The 20,426-nt window shown below is 66.7% G+C and carries 20 protein-coding genes and 1 tRNA gene; 13 read left to right on the top strand and 8 right to left on the bottom strand.

Annotated features, from left to right (window positions below):
• Positions 1–7: 7 nt before the first annotated feature.
• The 3 genes from sdhA to sdhC are packed head-to-tail and all read right to left on the bottom strand — an operon-like array spanning position 8 to position 2,509.
• Positions 8–1,783 (bottom strand): succinate dehydrogenase flavoprotein subunit, encoded by a 1,776-nt coding sequence (gene sdhA, locus F627_RS0106385; RefSeq protein ID WP_019583598.1) that lies wholly within the window; start codon positions 1,781–1,783, stop codon positions 8–10.
• 10 nt (positions 1,784–1,793) lie between these two features.
• Entirely contained in the window at positions 1,794–2,132 is a 339-nt protein-coding gene (gene sdhD, locus F627_RS0106380) for a succinate dehydrogenase, hydrophobic membrane anchor protein (RefSeq protein WP_019583597.1), read from the bottom strand.
• Positions 2,129–2,509, bottom strand: a complete 381-nt coding sequence (sdhC, locus tag F627_RS0106375) for a succinate dehydrogenase, cytochrome b556 subunit (protein WP_018867304.1) — start codon at positions 2,507–2,509, stop codon at positions 2,129–2,131. Before sdhC ends, sdhD begins: the two co-directional genes overlap by 4 nt.
• 190 nt (positions 2,510–2,699) lie before the next feature.
• Between sdhC and F627_RS0106370 the strand changes: the two genes are divergently transcribed.
• Positions 2,700–3,746, top strand: coding sequence for a folate-binding protein YgfZ (locus F627_RS0106370; protein ID WP_019583596.1), 1,047 nt, complete (start codon positions 2,700–2,702; stop codon positions 3,744–3,746).
• A gap of 3 nt (positions 3,747–3,749) precedes the next feature.
• A complete protein-coding gene (locus tag F627_RS17125; protein WP_012983248.1) occupies positions 3,750–3,914 on the top strand; it encodes a hypothetical protein in 165 nt (54 codons plus the stop codon).
• A 36-nt stretch (positions 3,915–3,950) separates the two neighbouring features.
• Here the strand turns inward: F627_RS17125 and F627_RS0106360 are convergent, their stop codons facing one another.
• From F627_RS0106360 to F627_RS0106345, 4 genes are read right to left on the bottom strand one after another with little or no spacing between them, the layout of a single operon-like run.
• Entirely contained in the window at positions 3,951–5,384 is a 1,434-nt protein-coding gene (locus F627_RS0106360) for an FAD-dependent oxidoreductase (RefSeq protein ID WP_019583595.1), read from the bottom strand.
• Positions 5,384–5,764: a DUF302 domain-containing protein gene (locus F627_RS0106355; protein WP_019583594.1), complete on the bottom strand. Its 381-nt coding sequence runs from the start codon at positions 5,762–5,764 to the stop codon at positions 5,384–5,386. The genes F627_RS0106360 and F627_RS0106355 overlap by 1 nt, the downstream gene beginning before the upstream one ends.
• A 54-nt stretch (positions 5,765–5,818) precedes the next feature.
• Positions 5,819–6,958, bottom strand: a complete 1,140-nt coding sequence (locus F627_RS0106350; RefSeq protein ID WP_018867300.1) for an acyl-CoA dehydrogenase family protein — start codon at positions 6,956–6,958, stop codon at positions 5,819–5,821.
• A gap of 34 nt (positions 6,959–6,992) precedes the next feature.
• Entirely contained in the window at positions 6,993–7,541 is a 549-nt protein-coding gene (locus F627_RS0106345) for an OsmC family protein (RefSeq protein ID WP_018867299.1), read from the bottom strand.
• A 415-nt stretch (positions 7,542–7,956) separates the two neighbouring features.
• Here F627_RS0106345 and F627_RS0106340 point away from each other — a divergent pair, with 415 nt between their 5' ends.
• From F627_RS0106340 to cynS, 8 genes are all read left to right on the top strand, one after another.
• Positions 7,957–8,817, top strand: a complete 861-nt coding sequence (locus F627_RS0106340) for an ABC transporter ATP-binding protein (protein ID WP_019583593.1) — start codon at positions 7,957–7,959, stop codon at positions 8,815–8,817.
• 43 nt (positions 8,818–8,860) lie between these two features.
• Positions 8,861–10,144 (top strand): ABC transporter substrate-binding protein, encoded by a 1,284-nt coding sequence (locus F627_RS0106335; protein WP_019583592.1) that lies wholly within the window; start codon positions 8,861–8,863, stop codon positions 10,142–10,144.
• Positions 10,141–10,980 (top strand): ABC transporter permease, encoded by an 840-nt coding sequence (locus F627_RS0106330; protein ID WP_018867296.1) that lies wholly within the window; start codon positions 10,141–10,143, stop codon positions 10,978–10,980. The genes F627_RS0106335 and F627_RS0106330 overlap by 4 nt, the downstream gene beginning before the upstream one ends.
• Positions 10,981–11,179: 199 nt before the next feature.
• Positions 11,180–12,829, top strand: a complete 1,650-nt coding sequence (locus tag F627_RS0106325; protein ID WP_019583591.1) for a sigma-54-dependent Fis family transcriptional regulator — start codon at positions 11,180–11,182, stop codon at positions 12,827–12,829.
• A 186-nt stretch (positions 12,830–13,015) separates the two neighbouring features.
• The gene (locus tag F627_RS0106320) at positions 13,016–14,470 is read left to right on the top strand and encodes an ABC transporter substrate-binding protein (RefSeq protein WP_019583590.1); all 1,455 of its coding nucleotides are present in this window, start codon (positions 13,016–13,018) and stop codon (positions 14,468–14,470) included.
• Between the two features lie 3 nt (positions 14,471–14,473).
• Entirely contained in the window at positions 14,474–15,319 is an 846-nt protein-coding gene (gene ntrB / locus F627_RS0106315) for a nitrate ABC transporter permease (RefSeq protein ID WP_019583589.1), read from the top strand.
• A gap of 30 nt (positions 15,320–15,349) precedes the next feature.
• Positions 15,350–16,261 (top strand): ABC transporter ATP-binding protein, encoded by a 912-nt coding sequence (locus F627_RS0106310; RefSeq protein WP_019583588.1) that lies wholly within the window; start codon positions 15,350–15,352, stop codon positions 16,259–16,261.
• A 38-nt stretch (positions 16,262–16,299) separates the two neighbouring features.
• A complete protein-coding gene (gene cynS / locus F627_RS0106305) occupies positions 16,300–16,746 on the top strand; it encodes a cyanase (RefSeq protein WP_019583587.1) in 447 nt (148 codons plus the stop codon).
• A 65-nt stretch (positions 16,747–16,811) separates the two neighbouring features.
• Here the strand turns inward: cynS and F627_RS0106300 are convergent.
• A tRNA-Ala gene (locus F627_RS0106300) sits at positions 16,812–16,887 on the bottom strand.
• 237 nt (positions 16,888–17,124) lie between these two features.
• Here F627_RS0106300 and F627_RS0106295 point away from each other — a divergent pair.
• The 3 genes from F627_RS0106295 to phoR all read left to right on the top strand — a co-directional run bounded on the left by F627_RS0106295 (position 17,125) and on the right by phoR (position 20,085).
• Positions 17,125–17,904, top strand: a complete 780-nt coding sequence (locus F627_RS0106295) for a 3',5'-cyclic-nucleotide phosphodiesterase (protein WP_019583586.1) — start codon at positions 17,125–17,127, stop codon at positions 17,902–17,904.
• Between the two features lie 132 nt (positions 17,905–18,036).
• Entirely contained in the window at positions 18,037–18,726 is a 690-nt protein-coding gene (gene phoB / locus F627_RS0106290) for a phosphate regulon transcriptional regulator PhoB (protein WP_018867288.1), read from the top strand.
• A 15-nt stretch (positions 18,727–18,741) separates the two neighbouring features.
• Positions 18,742–20,085 carry a phosphate regulon sensor histidine kinase PhoR gene (gene phoR, locus F627_RS0106285; protein ID WP_019583585.1) on the top strand — a complete coding sequence of 448 codons (1,344 nt, stop codon included), beginning with the start codon at positions 18,742–18,744 and terminating at the stop codon, positions 20,083–20,085.
• Positions 20,086–20,426: the final 341 nt, after the last annotated feature.

Below are 20,426 nucleotides of genomic sequence, written 5' to 3'. Positions count from 1 at the left end.
CAGGCCATCAGTACACGCGCTCCTTCGGCGGGAACGAGGCCACGGTGTTCGGCTGGGTGCGCACCGGCTTGTAGTCGAGGCTGTCGTCCGCCAGCGAGTACAGGCTGTGCTTGAGCCAGTGCTGGTCGTCGCGCTCGGGGAAGTCGATGCGCGAATGCGCACCGCGGCTCTCCTCGCGCCCCAGCGCGGAGCGGATGGTCGCGATCGCGCAGTCCATCAGGTTCTCCAGCTCCATCGCCTCCACCCGTGCGGTGTTGAAGGTGGCGGAGTGGTCCGCGATCACTGCATGGTTCAGGCGCTCGCGCAGCGCGCGGACCTTCTCCACCCCCTCGCGCATCACCTGGTCGCTGCGGAATACCGAGCAGTGGTCCTCCATCACCTTGCGCAGTTCGCGCTTGAGCGGTTCGACCTGCTCGGCGGAGCCGTCGCCCGGGTCCTTGCGATCCCAGCGCGTCAGTCGCGCCATCGCCTGTTCCACGGCCGTCTCGTCCAGCGGGCGGTGGTAGCGGTTCTCGGCCAGGTACTCGAGGATGTGGTTCGCCGCTGCGCGCCCGAACACCAGGATATCCAGCAGCGAGTTACCGCCCAGGCGGTTGGCGCCATGCACCGAGACACAGGCGGCCTCCCCGGCCGCGTACAGCCCCGGCACCGGGTCCTCCGGGGTGTCCTTGACCGGCGCCACCACCTGGCCGAAGCGGTTGGTCGGGATCCCGCCCATGCTGTAGTGACAGGTCGGAAAGATCGGGATCGGCGCCTCGATCGGATCCACCCCGAGGAAGGTGATGCTCGTCTCGCGGATGCCCGGCAGGCGCTGCATGATCGTGTCCGCGCCCAGATGGCGCAGATCCAGCAGCACATGGTCCGCGTTGCGCCCGCAGCCGCGGCCCTCGCGCACCTCGGTGGCGATGGAGCGGCTGACCACGTCGCGCGAGGCCAGGTCCTTGGCCCGCGGGGCGTAGCGCTCCATGAAGCGCTCGCCCTCGGAGTTGATCAGGAACCCGCCCTCGCCGCGCGCGCCCTCGGTAATCAGCATGCCGCGCCCGGCGATCCCGGTCGGGTGGAACTGCACGAACTCCATGTCCTCCAGCGGCACCCCGGCGCGCAGGGCCATCGCCATGCCGTCGCCGGTATTGATCAGGGCGTTGGTGGTGGTGCGGAACAACTGCCCCGCCCCGCCGGTGGCGATCAGCGTGGTCTTCGCCTCGATCACGATCGGCTCGCCGGTCAGGATCTCGAAGGCCAGCACCCCGAGCACGAAGCCCTGCTCGTCGCGCAGCAGGTCCACCGCGAAGTACTCGTCGAAAAAGTGCGTACGCGCGCGCAGGTTCTGCTGGTACAGCGAGTGCAGAATGGCGTGCCCGGTGCGGTCAGCTGCCGCACAGGTGCGCGCCGCCTGGTCCTGGCCGAAGTTCTGGCTCTGCCCGCCGAATGCGCGCTGGTAGATATTGCCGTTGTCCAGGCGCGAGAACGGCACGCCGAAGTGGTCCAGCTCGTAGACCACCTTGGGCGCGGCGCGGCACATGTATTCGATTGCGTCCTGATCGCCCAGGTAATCCGACCCCTTCACGGTGTCGAACATGTGCCAGTGCCAGGAGTCCGGCAGCACGTTGGCCAGCGCGGCATTCACCCCGCCCTGCGCGGCGACCGTGTGCGAGCGCGTGGGAAACACCTTGGAGACCACCGCGACCTTGGCATCGCCGTTGGACAGCTGCAGTGCGGCACGCAGGCCCGCACCGCCAGCGCCGATGATCAGGGCGTCGAATTTGCGCCGTGCCACGTTCATGCCAGTCCCTTCATGCAAGCCCCGCTCGAATCAGAATGAAAAACGCCCACAGGCCCGTCAGGAGCAACCCGCCACCACCGAGCACGAACACCACGAGCCGCGAGCCGGGGGCTTGCACGTAGTCCATCACCACGTCGCGCAGGCCGATCCACGCATGCAGCCAGAGCAGCAACACGAACACCGCTGTCAGCAGCCCCACCACCGGGTGCCCCATCACCGCCAGCCACGCCGCATGGTCCGCCGGCGCAGCGAGCACGAAGAAACCCAGGGCGAGGATCACGTACACGCCCACATAGACCGCCGTGATGCGTTGCAGCAGCCAGGCGCGCTGTCCGCTCAACAGCTTCACAGCACCAGCCCCAGCCACACCAGCGCGGTGGCCAGAAGACCGGCGTACAGGGCATCACGCGCCGTGCGCAGCGAGCCCTCGCGATCCTCGCCGATGCCGAATTCCATCAGCAGGTAGCGAATGCCGGCGAACAGGTGATGCAGCAGCCACCACAGACCCAGCGCCAGCGCCGCCAGGCCAAGCGGATGGTGGATGATCGCGATCACCTGTGCGAAGCCCGCGGGGCTGGCCAGCGAGCGATCCAGCAACCAAAGCAGCACGGGAATCGACAGAATCAGGAAGACACCGGTAATCCGGTGCAGAATGGAGACCACGGCATTCAGCGGCAGTCGGATCTTGCGCAAATCCAGAAAGACGGGACGTCCCTGCCGAGTCATGCCACCCCCTTGAACGGGAAGATAAGGAAACCAGGGCTGACACCCTGCAAATGGTTCGTCTACTATCGAGCCGCTTGGTTCAGCTTACCACCTCAATCCAGTGCAGCGCTGCCTTTCCGGGCGTCCCGGCCACCGATGGCGAATCGGTCCGGCGGCGCGCGGCGACGAGCACTGCCACAGGAGAATCCCGATGCGCGAAGACTGGAAACACCACTTGATCGACGCCGGCGCCGAGTTCGAGGAGGACGACCTCCTGCACTACGGCAACCCGGAGCGCGAGCGCCGCATGGCCGTCAACGGCGAAGTGATCTGCGACCTCTCCCACCGCGGTCTGCTGGAGGTGCGCGGCGACGACGCCACCGACTTCCTGCAGGGGCAGTTCGGCAATGACATCCATGCGGTGGACGCGCAGCACAGCCAGCTCTCCAGCTACTCCAGCCCCAAGGGGCGGGCCTATGCCGTGTTCCGCGTGCTGCGCACGGCGGACGGCTACCTGCTCGAGATGCCGGCGGACCGGATCGAGCCGGTCGCCAAGCGCCTGCAGATGTTCGTGCTGCGCGCGAACGTGATCATCGAGCACGCCGGGGACTCCCGCATCCACTTCGGCTTTTCCGGACCGGATGCCGAGAAGGAGCTGACCAACGCTCTGGGCGTGTGTCCCGGCGCACCGGAAGAGGTGGTCGAGAAGAATGGCGTGACCGTCGTCCGGGTACCCGGACTGCACCCGCGCTTCGAACTGTTCGGCGAGATCGACGCCATGCGCCGCGCCTGGGACAGCCTGAACGTCCACGCGGCCCCGGTGGGCCCGCGTGACTGGGCACTGCTGGACATCCTTGCCGGCGTCCCGACGGTGGTGGAGGAAACCACCGAGATGTTCGTCCCGCAGATGCTGAACCTGCACGCCCTCGGCGCGATCAGTTTCGAGAAGGGCTGCTACCCGGGGCAGGAGGTGGTGGCGCGCATGCACTACCTGGGCAAGCTCAAGCGGCGCATGTTCCGCCTGGCCATCCATACCCAGACCCCGCCGCAACCCGGCTCGCCGGTCTTTCGCGCGGACGGCAAGCCGGAGCAGTCGGATGGCGAGATCGTCGCGGCCGAACTCCACCCGGACGGGCTCTACTCCGCCCTTGCGGTCGTGCAGGTGGCCGCCGCGGAAGGCGAGCTGCGCTGGGGTGCCCCGGATGGTGCAACGGCCGAGGTGGTCGATCTGCCCTACGCCGTCCCGGAAGGAGCCTGACGCATGCGCTTCCTGTTCTTCTTTTTCGTCCTTATCCTGCTGGCGCTGTGGGCGGCCTTCTTCAGCCGCCCCAACAACCCCACGCTGTCCAACTGGCTCTACGTGCTGGCCGGCGTACTGGCCGTGCTGTTCCTGATCGGCTACCTGCGCCTCGACGGGGTCATATGAGCCCGCTCCGGGCCGGCCCCGCCGGCCCGGTAGCGCTCAAGACGCCAGGCGGGCCCGGGGATCGACCACCGGCTTGCCCAGGTGCGTCTCCAGTTCGCGGGCCCGCCTTGCGTGGCGCCCCGACAGGGCAAAGCCCGCGAGCCGTCCGTCGGCGTGAAACTCCAGGTGGCGCCCGTCTCCATCGGCGGTGATCTCCACCCACTCGCCGCCCTCGACCTGCGGCGGACAGACGTTCAGCGGCAGGCTCCCGGTCTTCACCTGCACGACCCCGGCATCCGGTCGGTAGACCGTCGCTTCGCCCGACAGGGTCCGGGCCAGCGCCGCGGCCTGGCCGCGCAGGGTCTCCACGTACGGACGCAGCCGGCCCTCGAACTCGCAGCCATCACCCAGGGCGAAGATCGCCGGATCGGTGGTGCGCAGCAGCGCATCCACCTCGATCCCGCGATCGCAGGCCAGGCCCACGCGCTCCGCCAGCTCGCGCTGGGGCTCCAGGCCCAGGGCGCTGATCACCACCTCGGCCTCCAGGGTCTCGCCGTCCGCCAGGACCAGGCGCTGCGTCGCCTCCGTTACCGGCTCAATGCGTTGGACGGTGGCCTCGGTGTGCCACTGCACGCCGTGGTTGCCCAGCGCCTGCCGCAGATCGGCACCCAGCTCCGACGGCAACAGCCCGGCCAGGGGCCCCGGCGCGCACTCGATCAATTGCACGGGGTGGCCACCGGCCGCCAAATCGTCGGCCAGTTCGCAGCCCACCAGCCCGGCCCCGATGATCGCCACCCGGGTATGGGCGGGCGCGCCGCCGCCGGCCTCCAGGGCCGCGCGCAGGACCCGATAATCCTCCAGCGTGTTCACGGCAAGGGGGGGCGCGGCACCGTCCGGGAACGCCATCCGGCGCGGCCGGGCGCCAGTGGCCAGCACCAGCTGGCCGTACGGCACACCCCCGCGCGCTGTGATAAGGCGCTGCTGCGCACGGTGAATATCCAGCACCCGCACGAAGGGCATCAGGTCGACCCCCAGCCGCGCCGCCCGCGCCGATCCGGTCTCTTCGACCAGGTCCTCGACCGTGGTACCGCGCGCGAAGGCGTTGGAGATCCGCGGCTTGGTGTAGTAATCGCCCGAGTCGGCCGTCAGCAGGCGGATGGTCCGCCGCGGATCCCGCTCGCGCAGGGCCTCGGCCAGGGCCCAGCCGGCCATGCCGCCACCGACGATCACCACCGCATCCGGGTCGGCCATACCGCTCCCGGCACTCCAGGCCATCGCGGCGGCGCCCGCGTCCGCCGTTTCGGCGCGCGGTTCCAGCGCGGTGAAGTCGGCCTTGGTCACGTTGCAGTCGGGGCAGTACCAGTCGTCTGGGATATCCTCGAAGCGGGTCCCCGGCGCCAGGCCGGAATCCGGATCGCCCTTGGCCTCGTCGTAGATATAGCCGCAGACCTTGCAGATATAGCGCTTGAATGCGTCGGTTTCGGTACTCATCACGCGGCCTCCACGGCGTCGAGAATGGCCTGCAGTTTCGGGTCCAGTTCGGATCCGATGGCCTCCAGGTCGGGGTTGGCCCACGGCGCGAACACCTCCCGCGCGGAACGCGTGCTGATACGCAGGATGTCGCCATCACCGGACACATGGATACGCAACGGGATATCGATGCCCGCAGGCTTGCAGGCCTCCCAGACACGCACCGCGTAGCTCGGGTGAAAGACCTCGAGGATCTGATCGGTCGGCACCTCGACCCCGATCTTCGCGGCGTTGGCCTGACCGTTGATATGCGAGACCAGCTTCAGGCCCTGGGCATCGATCGCCGCCTTCAGGGTGGCGACGGCCGCCTCGGGATCCATTCGGGTAGTGATTTCCAGCATGGCGATTCCTTGATTCGGCCCGGGGCCCGGGGGCCCCGACCGTGGGTGGTGGTTTCAGTGCGCGTGGATGCGCGCAAGCTCCTTGCGCAGGTGTTTGATGGCCGGTGTCACGATGGCCACGAAGTACGACTCGCGCAGCTTTCGCTGGGCCGCCGCATCCGCCTTGTAGCCGCGCGCCCCGCAGTGCAGCAGGGCCGACTGCGACGCGCGCAGCGACAGCTCGGACCCGGTCAGGCGCATCTGCAGCACGTCCGCGAAGAACCGCTCGGATTCGTCGAACGGCGTCTCGGCCAGCGCATAACAGGCCGCGCGCCCGTCCTCCAGGGCCTCTTCCAGTTCGCCGACCTGGTCGTCGAGATAGCCGTTTACGTGCGCCAGGGTCTCGTTGGCCTCGCGCATCGTGCGAAGGCAGCCGTCGATGAGCCCCAGCCCCATGCCCATCTGCAGCAGCACGAAGCCCGGACGGATCCGGCGGATGTACTCGGGGAGCGACTCGGCCAGCACGTGCGCATCGGGCACGAATACGCGGTCGAAGTGGCAACCGAAGGTGCGCGACCCCTCCAGGGCCGTGAACTCGGGGCAGGCCGTCAGGCTGAAACCGGGGTCGGCGCAGTTGATCAGTGCCATCACCGGGCGCGGGTTCGCGTCGGTGGTCCGGAAGATCGCGCCGAAGTAGTGATCCTCGCCCAGGTTGGACACCCAGGGCAGCGACCCGGAGACCACATAGCCCCCGTCCACGCGTTCGGCGGAGAGTTTCAGGTCCTCGATGTTGGCGAACCATTTCATCGGGTTGGACAGCGCGGTGGCGCCCAGCGCCTCGGCATTGGCCAGCTTCGGCAGCGCCTCGCGCTTGAGTGTGTCCGAGCTGCTGTTCTCCACGTACCAGGCGCAGGCGTTCTGGCACCAGGCCACGAACCCGGTGGTCATGCACTCGGCCGAGATCACCTCGGTGGCGCGGATCGCGCTGGCAATGTCGGTGGTGCCACTGGCGTTCTGGCTGGCCAGATGGCGATTGAAGGCGCCGAGGCGGCCAGCCTCGCGCAGAAAATCCTCGGGGTACAGGCCTTCGCGGTCGATACGGGCGGTCAGTGGCGCGAGGTCGCGTTCCACCAGCGCCTGCAGCGCGGCGTCGGCATCCGCCGGCCCTGCGGCCGGCGACACCCCCGTCACGTCTTGAGTGCGGGTTTCGAGCATTGGGTTTTACTCCCGTAAAGATCCAGTAACCGGTTCAGGCCAGCTCGACGCTGACGTTGACCGGGTTGCGCATGGTGTTGGCGACCGGCGACCAGAAGTCGGCATGCGCCACCAGGTCCTTGAGCTGCTCCTCGCTGGCATCGCCTTCCAGGTGCGCCTTCACGCGGATGTCGGAGAAACCGAGGTGCTTGTTGACGTCGGTGTCGCCCACGCCCCATACGGCGGTCACGTTGATATCCCCTTCCAGGGTGAGTTCGAGCTTGGTCAGCGTGATGCCGCGGTCGATCGCGTTGGCGTGCATGCCCACCGACAGGCAGGCGCCCAGGCTGGCGAGAACGGCCTCGGAGGGATTCGGCGCGGTGTCGTCACCGAGCAGGTGCGGCGGCTCGTCGATTACGTGGGCATCCAGATCGCGCACGTAGGTCAGGTTGCGGAACTTGCCCTCGCAGACCGTGGTGGCCTTCAGGGTCACGATGCTTTCGGGGTTGGCCTTGCCCTTGGCGGCCAGGCCGTTCAGGCCGTCCTGGTCGATCGGCTCCAGGCCGTTGACGGTCAGGGAGGTGGTGGCTTCGGCTACGGACATGGTGATACTCCTCGCAGTTGGGATTCGTGGTTCCCCGGCGTTCGACCGGGTCGCCCATCCCGGTGCAGAAGCCGTGCCAACATCGCGCACACCGCACCACAAGGCCGTTTTCGGGACGTCGCTCCGGAATCGCCCCGTCACCCGACGACCATTTCGTCCACTTTGTCCACCCGGAATCGGCCGCTTTGTCCGGATTGTCCATTGCGCATGCCCCGCGCCGGATCGCCCCGGCTTGCCGGCGCACCCACCCTGCCTCCCGGTATTTCGCGTCAGCACGCCGTTTCGAACCCGCCAACGATGAAAATCCCGGGGATCAGGACGGGTTTGGCACGTCCCTTGTAAGGAACCTTCGTGAACGCGCCGCCGAAGCGATCCGCCCGGCGGCTCATGAACGAAGGATCAAGAGGGACACGCCATGGGCGCCGCCATCTCCATCGACTACATCACCCATCACTATCCCGGGCAGGAAGCCCCCACGCTGAAGGACATCCAGGTCAACATCGCGCCGGGCGAGACCGTGGCCCTGATCGGCCAGAGTGGCTGCGGCAAGTCCACCCTGCTGCACATGCTCGCGGGGTTGCTGATGCCCAGCGATGGCTGCGTGCGCATCAACGGCCACCAGGTGATCAAGCCGAGTCCGCGCTGGAACATGATGTTCCAGAAGCCCTCGCTCTACCCCTGGATGACCGTGCGCAAGAACGCCTCGCTGGGCCTGATCTTCCAGGGCCGCAAGCGCGACATGCGCGAGCGCATCGACCAGCTGCTGGAGACCGTCGGCCTGACCGACAAGGCCGAGGTCAACGTGCAGTCGCTCTCCGGCGGCCAGCAACAGCGTGTCGCCCTGGCGCGCAGCCTGGCCACCGACCCCGAGCTCCTGCTGCTCGATGAACCGTTCTCGGCCCTGGATGCCTTCACCCGGGTCGCCCTGCAGGACGAGGTCACCCGCCTGGCCCGCGAACGCGGCATCTCCGTGGTGTTCGTCACCCACGACATCGAGGAGGCCGTGGCCATGGCCGACCGCGTGCTGGTCATGGGCTCCAACCCCGGCACGATCACCGCCGAGCTGAGCATCGAACTCGACCACCCCCGCGACCGCAACAGCCAGGCCTTCGTCGACCGCAAGGCCGAACTGATGGGCTACTTCGGGGCCACCCGTAGCCCGGGCACCGCTCCGGAAGCCGCCGGGTCCGAGACCGCTTCGCCTGAAACGGAAGACGAAGGCCAGGCGACCGAACCGACCACATCCGAATCCCGGGCACGCGTACGCGCTGCCTGATCCACCGCCGCCACTGCCCGACCCTGACCGAGGAACCACCACCATGTGCAACTGCGACAATCACCACGACATCGACCGCGAGCTGGACAGCCTGCTGGACCGCAGCTTCTCCCGCCGCAACTTCCTGCGCACCGCCGCCGTCGGCGGCCTGGCCGGAACCGGGCTGGCCCTGCCCGGATCGCTGTTCGGCGCCGAGCCCGGCAGCCTCGGCGAGCCCGAGGCTGCCACCCGCGACTTCGACGGAGTCGTACGCATCGGCTACATCCCGATCACCGACGCCGCCGCACTGCTGGTCGCCCACTCCGAGGGCTATTTCGAGGACGAAGGCCTGGAGGTCGCCGACCCGACCCTGATCCGCGGCTGGTCGCCGCTGATCGAGTCCTTCGCCGCCAACCGTTTCAACCTGGTGCATCTGCTCAAGCCGATCCCGCTGTGGATGCGCTACCAGAACGACTTTCCGGTCAAGATCATGTCCTGGGCCCACACCAACGGCTCCGCCGTGGTCACCGGGCGCCACGTGGACGTGCAGTCGTTCTCCGACCTGGGCGGCAAGAGCGTGGCCGTCCCCTACTGGTATTCGATGCACAACGTGGTCATGCAGATGGCCCTGCGCGACGCCGGCCTGACTCCGGTAATCCGCGACCAGGGTTCGGCCCTGGAGGCGCACGAGGTCAACCTGATGATCATGCCGCCGCCGGACATGCCACCGGCGCTGGCCGCGCGTTCCATCGACGCCTACATCGTCGCCGAGCCGTTCAACGCCGCCGGCGAATTGCTGGCCCGCGGCAACGTGCTGCGCTTTACCGGCGACATCTGGAAGAACCATCCCTGCTGCGTGGTCTGCATGAATGAGCGCCTGACCGACCGCGAGCCGGAGTGGACGCAGAAGGTCATGAATGCCGTGGTCCGCGCCCAGGGCACCATCCAGGAGGACAAGAAGAGCATCGCCACAATGCTCTCGCGTGACGGCAAGGGCTACCTGCCTATGCCCGCCAACGTGGTGGAACGCGCGATGACGAACTACCACGACGACAGCACCTACGCCGACAGCGGCGCGATCCGTCACCCCGAATGGGAGAACGGCCGCATCGACTTCTCGCCCTGGCCCTACCCGTCCGCGACGAAAATGCTGGTGGGCGCGATGAACGAGACCCTGGTCGGTGGCGACACCACCTTCCTTGAAGGCCTGGACCCGGACTTCGTGAAGGATGACCTGGTGAACTACGACTTCGTGCGCAAGGCGATGGAGACCCACACCGCGTGGCAGGGTGCCCCGGGTGTGGACATGGATTCGCCGTTCGCCCGCGAGGAGGTGGTGGTCCTATGAACCGCGAAGCCACGCTCTCCGTCGACCCCACAACCGTGGAGCGGCTGATGCCGCTTCTGCGGTTCGCCGACCGCGCCCGCCGGGCACTGCAATACCCGGCACTGGGGATCGCCGGCCTGTTCGCCCTGTGGTACTGGGGCGGCTGGGCCATCGCCAACAACGAGGACACGATGGCCTTTGCCAGCTTCGCCCCCGGGCCGACGCTGGCGGCGTTCTGGGACCTTGTCGTCTCCGGCAACGTCTGGAAGCCGATCGAGTCCAGCCTGTACCGCGTGGGCTGGGGTCTGGCCTATGCGATCGCCATCGGCGTCCCGCTGGGGGTGATGATCGGCTACTTCCTGACCCTGAAGCAGGTCACCCATGTGCCGTTCCAGTTCCTGCGCATGATCTCGCCGCTGGCCTGGATGCCGATCGCGGTGCTGGCCTTCGCCACCTGGGACGCGGCCATCATCTTCCTGATCGCCATCGCCGCCGTCTGGCCCATCACCTATGCCACGGCCCACGGGGTGCAGCGCATTGACCCGATGTGGCTGAAGGTGGGCAACAACCTGGGGGCCAACCCGTACCACACCCTGCGCTACATCGTGATGCCCGCGATCGCGCAGGATGTGTTTGCCGGGATCCGCCTGGCCGTGGGGGTCGCCTGGATCGTGCTGGTCCCGGCGGAATACCTCGGCGTCACCTCGGGGCTGGGCTACGCGATCAACGATGCCCGAGACACCCTGGAGTACGACAAACTGGCCGCCTTTGTGCTGGTGATCGGCATCATCGGCTACATGCTGGACGCCATCTGCGTGCGCCTGATCAAGCGCAGCAGCTACCACGCCGAGGGATAATCCCTACAAGCGGGACCCCATAGGCCCGGCCACCCCGGCCGGGCCTCTTTCCGTCACCCGGCAAGGCGCGTGCAAGCCAACGGTGCGCCGCCCCGCCCCGTCACGAGGCACCGGCACCAAAACGGACCACCCCGCTACTGCGCCAGACCTGTACAAGCCGCCTTGGGCGCACTGGCAGGGTTTCTGCATATCCCCACCCATGGCCTCGCAACACGCATCCGATTCGACCCCGCCCGACCTCGCCACGCGGGAGCAGGAGATCACCCTGCTGCTGGAGGTCGCCAAACTCATGGGACGCTCCGGCGACCCGGACGCCGCCATCTATCGCATCCTCGGGATGATGTCGCAGCTGCTGGGCCTCAACCGCGGCCGTGTGCTGCTGCCGGACCCGAACAGCGGACAGCTACGCATCCGCCACGCCTACGGCCTGACCGACGCCGAGCGCGACCGCGGCAGCTACAGCCTCGGCGAAGGCGTCACCGGGCGCGTGATGAAGACCGGCCAGATCGCCCTGATCCAGGACATCGACAACGAGCCCGAATATCTCGCGCGCGCCATCGACCGCTCCACCCTGCCGCAGGAGACCGTCGCCTATATCGCCGTCCCCATCGTGCAGGACGAACATGCCATCGGGGTCCTCGGGGTGCATCGCCTGCGCCGCCGCTCGCGCCAATTCCAGGACGACCTGAACCTGCTGCGGGTGGTCGCCAGCATGATCGGCCAGGTCCTGCGCATTCACCAGCTCATCGCCGAACGCACCGCCGAACTGGTGTCCGAGAATCGCTACCTGAAGAGCGCCCTGGACACCCAGGGCGGCCAGTACGGCATCCTCGGCGAGAGCCCGGCCCTGCGCCATGTCCTGAAACAGGTCCACCGCATCGCGGACACCCAGGCCACCGTGCTCGTGACCGGGGCCTCCGGCACCGGGAAGGAGAAGATCGCGCGCATGATCCACCGGATCAGCCAGCGCAACGCCAAGCCGTTCATCTCCATCAACTGCGCCGCGATCCCGGCCGATCTGCTGGAATCCGAACTGTTCGGCCACGAAAAGGGCGCCTTCACCGGTGCCTCCAGCGCCAAGACCGGCAAGATCGCCCTGGCCGACGGCGGCACGCTGTTCCTGGACGAGATCGGCGACATGCCGGAGGCATTGCAATCGAAGATCCTGCGCGTGCTGCAGGAGCGCGTGGTCCAGCCGATCGGCGGTTCGCGCGATATCCCGGTGGACGTGCGCATCATCGCCGCGACCCACCAGAACCTGCAGGCCGCGGTGAATGCCGGGGAGTTCCGGCTCGACCTGTTCTACCGCCTGAACGTGATCCCGCTGCACATGCCGGCGCTGCGCGACCGCGCCAGCGACATCCGCCTGCTCACCCGCCACTTCCTCGACCGCTACACCCACCTGCACGGCTGGAACGTGGTCGTCGATGACGGCGTGCTGGAACGCCTGGAGGCCTTCGACTGGCCCGGTAATATCCGCCAGCTGGAGAACGTGCTGGAACGCGCGGTGCTGCTATCCACGGACGGCCGCATTGGCACCCCGCTCATCGACGAGATCCTCCACGAGGAGTCGCGCATCAGCCCCTTCGAGGATGCGCCCCGGAGCGCCGGGGCGGACCCGGTCGCGGCACCAACGCTGCACAATGACACCGGAATGCTGCCCCCCCACGGCGCAGCCTGCACCAGCGCGGTGCGCCCGTATCAGCGCGTGCACGCCTCCGAGACGGAGCGCCTGACGCGCGCCATCGAACAAAACGGGGGCAACAAGACCCGCGCCGCGATGGAGCTCGGCCTGACCCCGCGCCAGCTTCGCTATCGCCTGAAAAAACTCGGCATAGAAACCACTTAGAGCGAGTCACGCGGCATTGCGGAGCTTTTGTCCGCTTTGTCCGCAATGGCGACAAAACGTCATTCTGCGGCTCGGTCAGGAGCGCCACCACATCTCGTTCCCCGCGGTTGGCATGGCACCTGCAAAGACCCTCGGCATGCGCGGCAACGACGCCCGCATCGATTCGATCCACGAGGAGAGCCGACCATGCCGACCAAGAGTCTTCACGATCCCTTTGACGCCAAAGCCGACCTGCGCCATGGCTCCAGTTGCCGCCACGGGCACACCGGCCCGGGCAGCTGCAGCTGCTTCGACACCGCGTCCCCGGACCTGGAAGAAAAACTGGAACGACGCACCACCCATGACCCCGTGCAGGCCGACGCCCACACCACGGGCGAAGACCTGAGCGACGAGGCCATGGTCGATCGCGCGGTGGAAAGCGCCATCGTCCGCGGCATGTTCGGTCACAACGAGATCAACCGCCGGCGTTTCCTGCAGATGCTGGGGGGCGGTACCGTGGCCGCAGCGCTGGGTTCCATCCTGCCGCTGGACAAGGTGAAGGCTGCAATCAAGGACGGCGGGCCGCTGGAAAAGACCAAGCTGCGGGTCGGCTTCGTGCCGATCACCTGCGCCACGCCGATCATCATGGCCCACCCCATGGGCTTCTACGAGCGCCAGGGCCTGGACGTGGAGGTCATCAAAACCGCGGGCTGGGCGGTGGCCCGTGACATGTCGCTGTCTGGCGAATACGACGCCTCGCACATGCTCTCGCCGATGCCGTTGTCGATGACCCTGGGCTCCGGTTCCTCGCGCGAGCACTACATCATGCCGGCGGTGGAGAACATCAACGGTCAGGCCATCACCCTGCACAACAAGCACAAGGACAAGCGCGATCCGAAGGACTGGAAGGGCTTCACCTTCGCCGTGCCCTTCGAATACTCCATGCACAACTTCCTGCTGCGCTACTACGTCGCGGAACACGGGCTGGACCCGGATCGCGACATCAGCATCCGCGTCGTACCGCCGCCGGAGATGGTGGCCAACCTGCGCGCCGAGAACGTCGATGGCTATCTGGCCCCCGACCCGTTCAACCAGCGTGCAGTCTGGGACGGCATCGGCTTCATCCACATGCTGACCAAGGAGATCTGGGACGGGCACCCGTGCTGCGCCTTCGCGTGCTCGGCCGCCTTCGCCGACGAACACCCGAATACCTTCGGCGCCCTGTTCCGCGCCCTGATCGAGGCCACCCAGTACAGCTCGGACATCAACAACCGCGCCGAGATCGCCGAGGCTATTTCCCCGCGCGCCTATCTCAACCAGCCGCAATCCGTAGTGGAGCAGGTCCTTACCGGCCGCTACGCCGACGGCCTGGGCAACGTCCAGAACGATCCGCACCGGATCGATTTCGACCCCTTCCCCTGGCACTCAATGGCCACCTGGATCCTCACCCAGATGAAGCGCTGGGGCTATGTGGATCGCGACTTCGACTACAACCGCCTGGCGGAAGACGTCTTCCTGGCCAGCGAATGCGCCGACGTCATGACCGAACTGGGCTACGAGGCACCCAGCGATACCTACAAGAACTTCGAGATCATGGGGAAGGTGTTCGACTACACCGACCCGGAAGGCTATCTCGACAGCTTCGCAATCCGCAGGAGCTAAGCCATGTTGAGCAATCTCAACTTCCGGGCGACCGTTCTCTCGCTGGTGATGCTCGTGGTCTTCCTGGGTGTGTGGCAACTGGCCACCGCCCCGGAGGCCATCGCGCCGCAACAGGGCGAGCTGAGCGAATACGAACGCCTGACCGGCGGCGCCCAGCCGAGTTCCGGCAGTGGCATCCCGGCCCCAACGCAGGTGTTCAGCCACGCCTTCAGCGAACTCAGCAACCCGTTCTACGACGCGGGCCCGAACGACAAGGGCATCGGTATCCAGCTGGCCTACTCGATCTACCGCGTCCTGCTGGGCTTTGCCCTGGCCGCACTGATCGCCATTCCGCTCGGTTTCGTGATCGGCATGTCGCCGCTGCTGAACAAGGCGTTCGATCCCTACATCCAGATCCTCAAGCCGATCTCGCCGCTGGCCTGGATGCCGCTCGCCCTGTTCGTGATCCGCGATTCCAACATGTCGGCGATCTTCGTGATCTTCATCTGCTCGATCTGGCCGATGCTCGTGAACACGGCCTATGGCGTCGCCTCGGTGCGCAATGACTGGCTGAACGTGGCGAAGACCCACGAGCTATCCAGCCTGCGTACGGCCTTCACGGTGATCCTGCCCGCCGCGGCCCCGACCATCCTGACCGGCATGCGCATCTCCATCGGCATTGCCTGGCTGGTCATCGTCGCCGCCGAGATGCTCGTGGGTGGCACCGGCATCGGTTACTACATCTGGAACGAGTGGAACAACCTCGATCTCGCCAGCGTGATCTTCGCGATCATCATGATCGGCATCGTCGGCTTCCTGCTCGATGCCTCCCTCGCCCAGGCCACCAAGTTCGTGCGCTACGCCGACTGAAGTCGGCGCGGCCCCAAAAGGAGACCAAACATGAGCAAGGGATTCCTCGAAATCGAGAACCTGAGCCAGCGCTTCCCCCAGCCCGATTCGAACGAACTGCTGACCGTGTTCGAGGGCGTGGACGTGACCATCGACAAGGGCGAGTTCGTCTGCCTGATCGGTCACTCCGGCTGTGGCAAATCCACCATCCTGAACGTGCTCGCCGGCCTGGCCACACCCACCGACGGCAACGTGATCATGGATAACAAGGAGATCAAGGGCCCGAGCCTGGACCAGGGCGTGATCTTCCAGAACCACAGCCTGCTGCCCTGGCTCTCGGCACGCGACAACGTGATGTTCGCGGTGCGCGCCCGCTGGCCCAACTGGAGCAAGGCAAAACGCCGCGAACACGCGGAGCGGTATCTGCACATGGTCGGACTGGACGATGCCATGGACCGTAAGCCGTCGCAGCTCTCCGGCGGGATGCGCCAGCGCGTCGGGATCGCCCGGGCCTTCGCCATCGAGCCCAAGCTGCTGCTGATGGACGAGCCGTTCGGGGCGCTGGACGCCCTGACCCGCGGCGTAATCCAGGAGGAGCTGCTGAAGATCTGGTCGGAGACCCACCAGACCGTGTTCATGATCACTCACGACGTGGACGAGGCCATCCTGCTGGCCGACCGCGTGCTGCTGATGACCAACGGCCCGCATGCCCAGGTGGCCGAGTCGGTCAAGATCGACATTCCGCGGCCGCGCACCCGGGCCACACTCCACCAGGAAGAGGCCTACTACCCGATCCGCAACCACCTGGTCGATTTCCTGGTCGAGGGCGCAAAGGTGATGTCCGCCAAGGCCCAGGAGGCCGCCGCCCGCGGCGACAACCCGCGTCACAGTCCGCGCATCGTTAATCCGGCGAAACCCGAGGCCAACCCCGAACCCGGCCCGCGCATGGTCCGCGCGGTCTGACCCCTACCTTTACCCATCGCATTCTAAGGAGCCAATTGATGAGTCTCAGCAAGAGCGCCATGACCACCACCATCCTCGAGGCCAAGGAGAACCGCGGCACCACCTGGGCCGCCATCGCCGAGGCCACCGGGCTGCACGAGGTCTACGTGACCTCTGCCTGCTACGGCATGAACCACCTGGAGAGCGACCAGGCCGACAAGCTCGCCGGCTTCCTCGGTCTCGGCCCGGAAGTCTCGCAGGCCCTGCAGGCCTTCCCGCACAAGGCCTGGGACAACACCATCCCGACGGACCCGGTAATCTACCGCTTCTACGAGGCGATCAACGTCTACGGCGACACGATGAAGGCCCTGATCCACGAGAAATTCGGCGACGGCATCATGAGTGCCATCGACTTCACCATGGACATCGACAAGGTGGAGGACCCGAAGGGTGACCGCGTGAAGATCACCTGGAACGGAAAATTCCTGCCCTACAAGAGCTGGTAGCGCGCGACGTACCCACGCCCGAAACGAAAAAAGGCCTGCAAAAGCAGGCCCTTTTTCTTGAATCCTGGTGGAGCGGAGGAGGATCGAACTCCCGACCTTCGCATTGCGAACGCGACGCTCTCCCAGCTGAGCTACCGCCCCTTCAGATGCGGCGCATTCTAGCAAGTCCGTCCCTTCTCGGGAAGCCCTGCCCGCTCACGTCACGGAGCACGGAGTCGCCTTTTCGCGCCACACGTCACGGAAGCAGGACCTGCACAGGGTCTAGCATTAGGACATGTCCGTGAACCATCTCCAGCACCGCGGGGCAACCGGCCCCGCCAGGCCGACCTCCCGACAGGTGACGGGACGGCTTGCTGACGGCTCGATATACTATCCGGCATGAGTTTGTCCGTTCGCATCCTGGGCGCCAGTGGCGGGATTGGCCCCGGCCGGCGCACTACGTCCATCCTCATCGATGACGACATCCTGATCGATGCCGGCAGCGGCGTGGGCGACCTGAGCCTGGACGAACTGCGCCGCATCCGTCACGTGTTCCTGACCCATTCGCACCTCGACCATATCGCCTTCCTGCCCATGCTCGCGGACATGGTCTACAGCCCGAATGCCGAACCCATCCACGTGCACGGGCTACCCGCCACGCTGAAGGCCCTTTGCGATCACGTGTTCAACTGGGTGATCTGGCCGGACTTCACACGCCTGCCCCGTCCCGATCAGCCCCTGATCCGGCTGGAATCCCTGCAGCCCGGACAGACGGTCGCCGCCGGGGACCGCGAGATCCGCGTGTTGCCCGCCCGGCATACCGTACCCGCCGTGGGGTACAGCGTGACCAACCACGAAGGTGCCGCATTCGCCTTCAGCGGCGACACCACCTCCTCGCATCAGCTCTGGCCGGCGCTCAACGCCCTGCCCAATCTCGACCTGCTGATGATCGAGACCGGTCTCCCGGACGAGATGGAGGGCATGGCCGACCTGGCCAAGCACTACACCCCGCAGCATCTGGGCGAGGATCTGGCCATGCTGGAACACCGCCCGCGTATCGCCATCACCCACCTCAAGCCCGGCCATGAGCAGGCGATCCGCCAGCAACTGGCCCGCTCCCCTCACCACGACGGCATGATCTTCCTGCACGGCGACGAGCGCTTCGTACTCGGCACCTGAAGGCGTGGCCGCCAGCGCGCAGGCCAACGGGCCTCCAAACCTGCACCTTCGGGACCATTCACGATCCGCAGGTTCACATGTCTGTAACATGGCTGTTATCTAATGCCGACCAGGCAATCACGAGACGGGGCCATGGCCACTCGAATTCTGCTGGTGGAGGATGACACCGCCATTCGCGAAATGCTGCAGCTGCCGTTCCAGAAGGCGGGCTACGAGGTGCGCGAGGCCGGCGACGTGCGCAGCGCCAAGTCCCTGCTGCTGGAGGACCCGCCGGACCTGATCCTGCTGGACTGGATGCTGCCCGACATCAGCGGCATCGACTGGGCACGCACCCTGAAGGCAAGCCCGGTCACCAAGGACATCCCGCTGATCATGCTGACCGCGCGCGGCGAAGAGGAAGACCGCGTGCGCGGCCTGGATGTCGGCGCCGACGACTACGTGACCAAGCCGTTCTCGCCGCGCGAGCTGGTCGCGCGCATGAAGGCGGTGCTGCGACGCACCTCGCCCACTACCAGCGAGGAACCGGTCGAGATCGAGGGCCTGCGCCTGGATCCGGTCTCGCACCGCATCACCGGCAATGGCGAACCCATCAGCATGGGCCCCACGGAATACAACCTTCTGCACTTCTTCATGACCCACCAGGACCGCGTGTTCAGCCGCGAACAGCTTCTGGACAAGGTCTGGGGCACCAACGTGTACGTCGAGGAACGCACGGTAGACGTACACATCCGCCGCCTGCGCAAGGCGCTGGCCGACACCGGCCATGATCACCTGGTGCAGACCGTGCGCGGTTCGGGGTACCGTTTCTCGCAACACCCCTGACCTTCGGCGGTCCCCGTGCAGCCCCGCAAGACCTGGCCCGACATCCTCATTACCAGCCTGCTGATCGCGCTGCCGATCCTGGCGCTTGGCTGGGCAACCGGCCAGTTCTGGCCCACGGTGGCCTTCCTGCTGGGCGCGGCCCTGGCCTGGAATATCGCCAACCTGCTGTGGCTGGAGACCTGGCTGCGCCGTGGCGGGCGCGCCGAGCCCCCCGATGTGCGTGGGCTCTGGGGCGTGATCTTCGATCAGCTCTACCGCCGCCGCAAACGCCACGAGAATCGGGTGCATCGGCTGCGCCAGCTCCTGGAACGCTACCGCGACTCGGCACGCGCGATGCCCGACGCGGTCGTGGTGCTCAACGACGACCTGCGCATCGAATGGATCAACGATATGGCCTGCCAGCTGCTCGGGCTCGAGTGGCCGCGTGACGAGGGCCAGCGCATCACCCACCTGCTGCGCCACCCGGAATTCCTCACCTTCATGGAACGCGCCCGCGAGTCGCTGGCGCGGGTCACCGTCCCGTCGCCGCTGGATGACGAGCGCCAACTGGAGATGCGCATGCTCCCCTACGGCGATGCGCAGTACCTGCTTCTGGCGCGCGACACCACCCATCTGCACCGGCTGGAGGTAATGCGCCGCGACTTCATCGCGAATGTCTCGCACGAGCTGCGCACGCCGCTGACCGTGCTCTACGGCGTCACCGAGACACTGGAAGACGCGCTGGAGGACCAGCCCGAACTGACCCGCTCGGTGCAGATGCTGCGCGAACAGTCGGAACGCATGAAGCTGCTGGTGGACGACCTGCTACTGCTCTCGCGCCTGGAAACCGGTGAAACTACCGGCCCGCAGGACTGGTTCAACCCGCTACCGATGCTGCAGAAACTGACCGAGGAGGCGCGGCTGCTGTCGGGCACGGAGGCCCATCGGATCGTCCTTGACGCCGACCCCACGCTGGAATTCCGGGGGAATCCGGACGAGCTGCGTTCCGCCTGCGCGAACCTGATCTTCAACGCGGTCAAGTACACCCCCGGCGGCACCACGATCACCCTGAAGTGGCGCGCCGATCCCGACGGCGCGCGCCTCATCGTCGAGGACACCGGCCCCGGCATCGCCAGCCACCACCTCGGGCGGCTGACCGAACGCTTCTACCGGGTGGACGCCGGACGCACCCAGTCCCGCGGCGGCACCGGACTGGGGCTTGCCATCGTCAAGCACGTCCTTGCCCGCCACGACGGCCACCTCGCCATCGAGAGCCAGGTCGGCCAGGGCAGCCGCTTCACCTGCCTGTTCCCTCTGAGCCGCATTCGCCACGCCGAAGCCGCCGACCTGTCCAGTCAGGAAGACCCGGCGGGCGCCTGACGGGCATCCGCAAGGCTCCCGGTCGGCGGGCTCTCCGGACCGATTGCCGCGTCGCTGCGCTCCTCGCAATGACTGCTACAGCAACCCGTCATTGCGTACATGGACGCCCCCGGTTTGCCAAGCGTTTGAGTGATGGTTTCGGGGCGACGATTGCTCCCGTACATTCGGACTGCGTGTGCGGCTTTCATTCGCCACGGTCCCGGATGGATTCCGCGGGTGGAGGGTCCCAGCGAGGTCACGCACTCGAGGTGCTTCGCAATGATCGGACTGGCCCCCACCGGGATCGCTCCCGTTGCCATCATGCTCAATCGCTTGCGCAATCGAGGGTTGGGTACGTAATA

This window comes from Thioalkalivibrio sp. ALE16 (assembly GCF_000381305.1).
Taxonomy (GTDB): Bacteria; Pseudomonadota; Gammaproteobacteria; order Ectothiorhodospirales; family Ectothiorhodospiraceae; genus Thioalkalivibrio.
This window is presented reverse-complemented; position numbering and strand designations above follow the sequence as displayed.

Coding starts and splice junctions, on each gene's coding strand:
- sdhA (WP_019583598.1), bottom strand. CDS start 1,783: ATGAACGTGGCACGGCGCAAATTCGACGCCCTGATCATCGGCGCTGGC.
- sdhC (WP_018867304.1), bottom strand. CDS start 2,509: ATGACTCGGCAGGGACGTCCCGTCTTTCTGGATTTGCGCAAGATCCGA.
- F627_RS0106370 (WP_019583596.1), top strand. CDS start 2,700: ATGCGCGAAGACTGGAAACACCACTTGATCGACGCCGGCGCCGAGTTC.
- F627_RS17125 (WP_012983248.1), top strand. CDS start 3,750: ATGCGCTTCCTGTTCTTCTTTTTCGTCCTTATCCTGCTGGCGCTGTGG.
- F627_RS0106360 (WP_019583595.1), bottom strand. CDS start 5,384: ATGAGTACCGAAACCGACGCATTCAAGCGCTATATCTGCAAGGTCTGC.
- F627_RS0106355 (WP_019583594.1), bottom strand. CDS start 5,764: ATGCTGGAAATCACTACCCGAATGGATCCCGAGGCGGCCGTCGCCACC.
- F627_RS0106350 (WP_018867300.1), bottom strand. CDS start 6,958: ATGCTCGAAACCCGCACTCAAGACGTGACGGGGGTGTCGCCGGCCGCA.
- F627_RS0106345 (WP_018867299.1), bottom strand. CDS start 7,541: ATGTCCGTAGCCGAAGCCACCACCTCCCTGACCGTCAACGGCCTGGAG.
- F627_RS0106340 (WP_019583593.1), top strand. CDS start 7,957: ATGGGCGCCGCCATCTCCATCGACTACATCACCCATCACTATCCCGGG.
- F627_RS0106335 (WP_019583592.1), top strand. CDS start 8,861: ATGTGCAACTGCGACAATCACCACGACATCGACCGCGAGCTGGACAGC.
- F627_RS0106330 (WP_018867296.1), top strand. CDS start 10,141: ATGAACCGCGAAGCCACGCTCTCCGTCGACCCCACAACCGTGGAGCGG.
- F627_RS0106325 (WP_019583591.1), top strand. CDS start 11,180: ATGGCCTCGCAACACGCATCCGATTCGACCCCGCCCGACCTCGCCACG.
- F627_RS0106320 (WP_019583590.1), top strand. CDS start 13,016: ATGCCGACCAAGAGTCTTCACGATCCCTTTGACGCCAAAGCCGACCTG.
- ntrB (WP_019583589.1), top strand. CDS start 14,474: ATGTTGAGCAATCTCAACTTCCGGGCGACCGTTCTCTCGCTGGTGATG.
- F627_RS0106310 (WP_019583588.1), top strand. CDS start 15,350: ATGAGCAAGGGATTCCTCGAAATCGAGAACCTGAGCCAGCGCTTCCCC.
- cynS (WP_019583587.1), top strand. CDS start 16,300: ATGAGTCTCAGCAAGAGCGCCATGACCACCACCATCCTCGAGGCCAAG.
- F627_RS0106295 (WP_019583586.1), top strand. CDS start 17,125: ATGAGTTTGTCCGTTCGCATCCTGGGCGCCAGTGGCGGGATTGGCCCC.
- phoB (WP_018867288.1), top strand. CDS start 18,037: ATGGCCACTCGAATTCTGCTGGTGGAGGATGACACCGCCATTCGCGAA.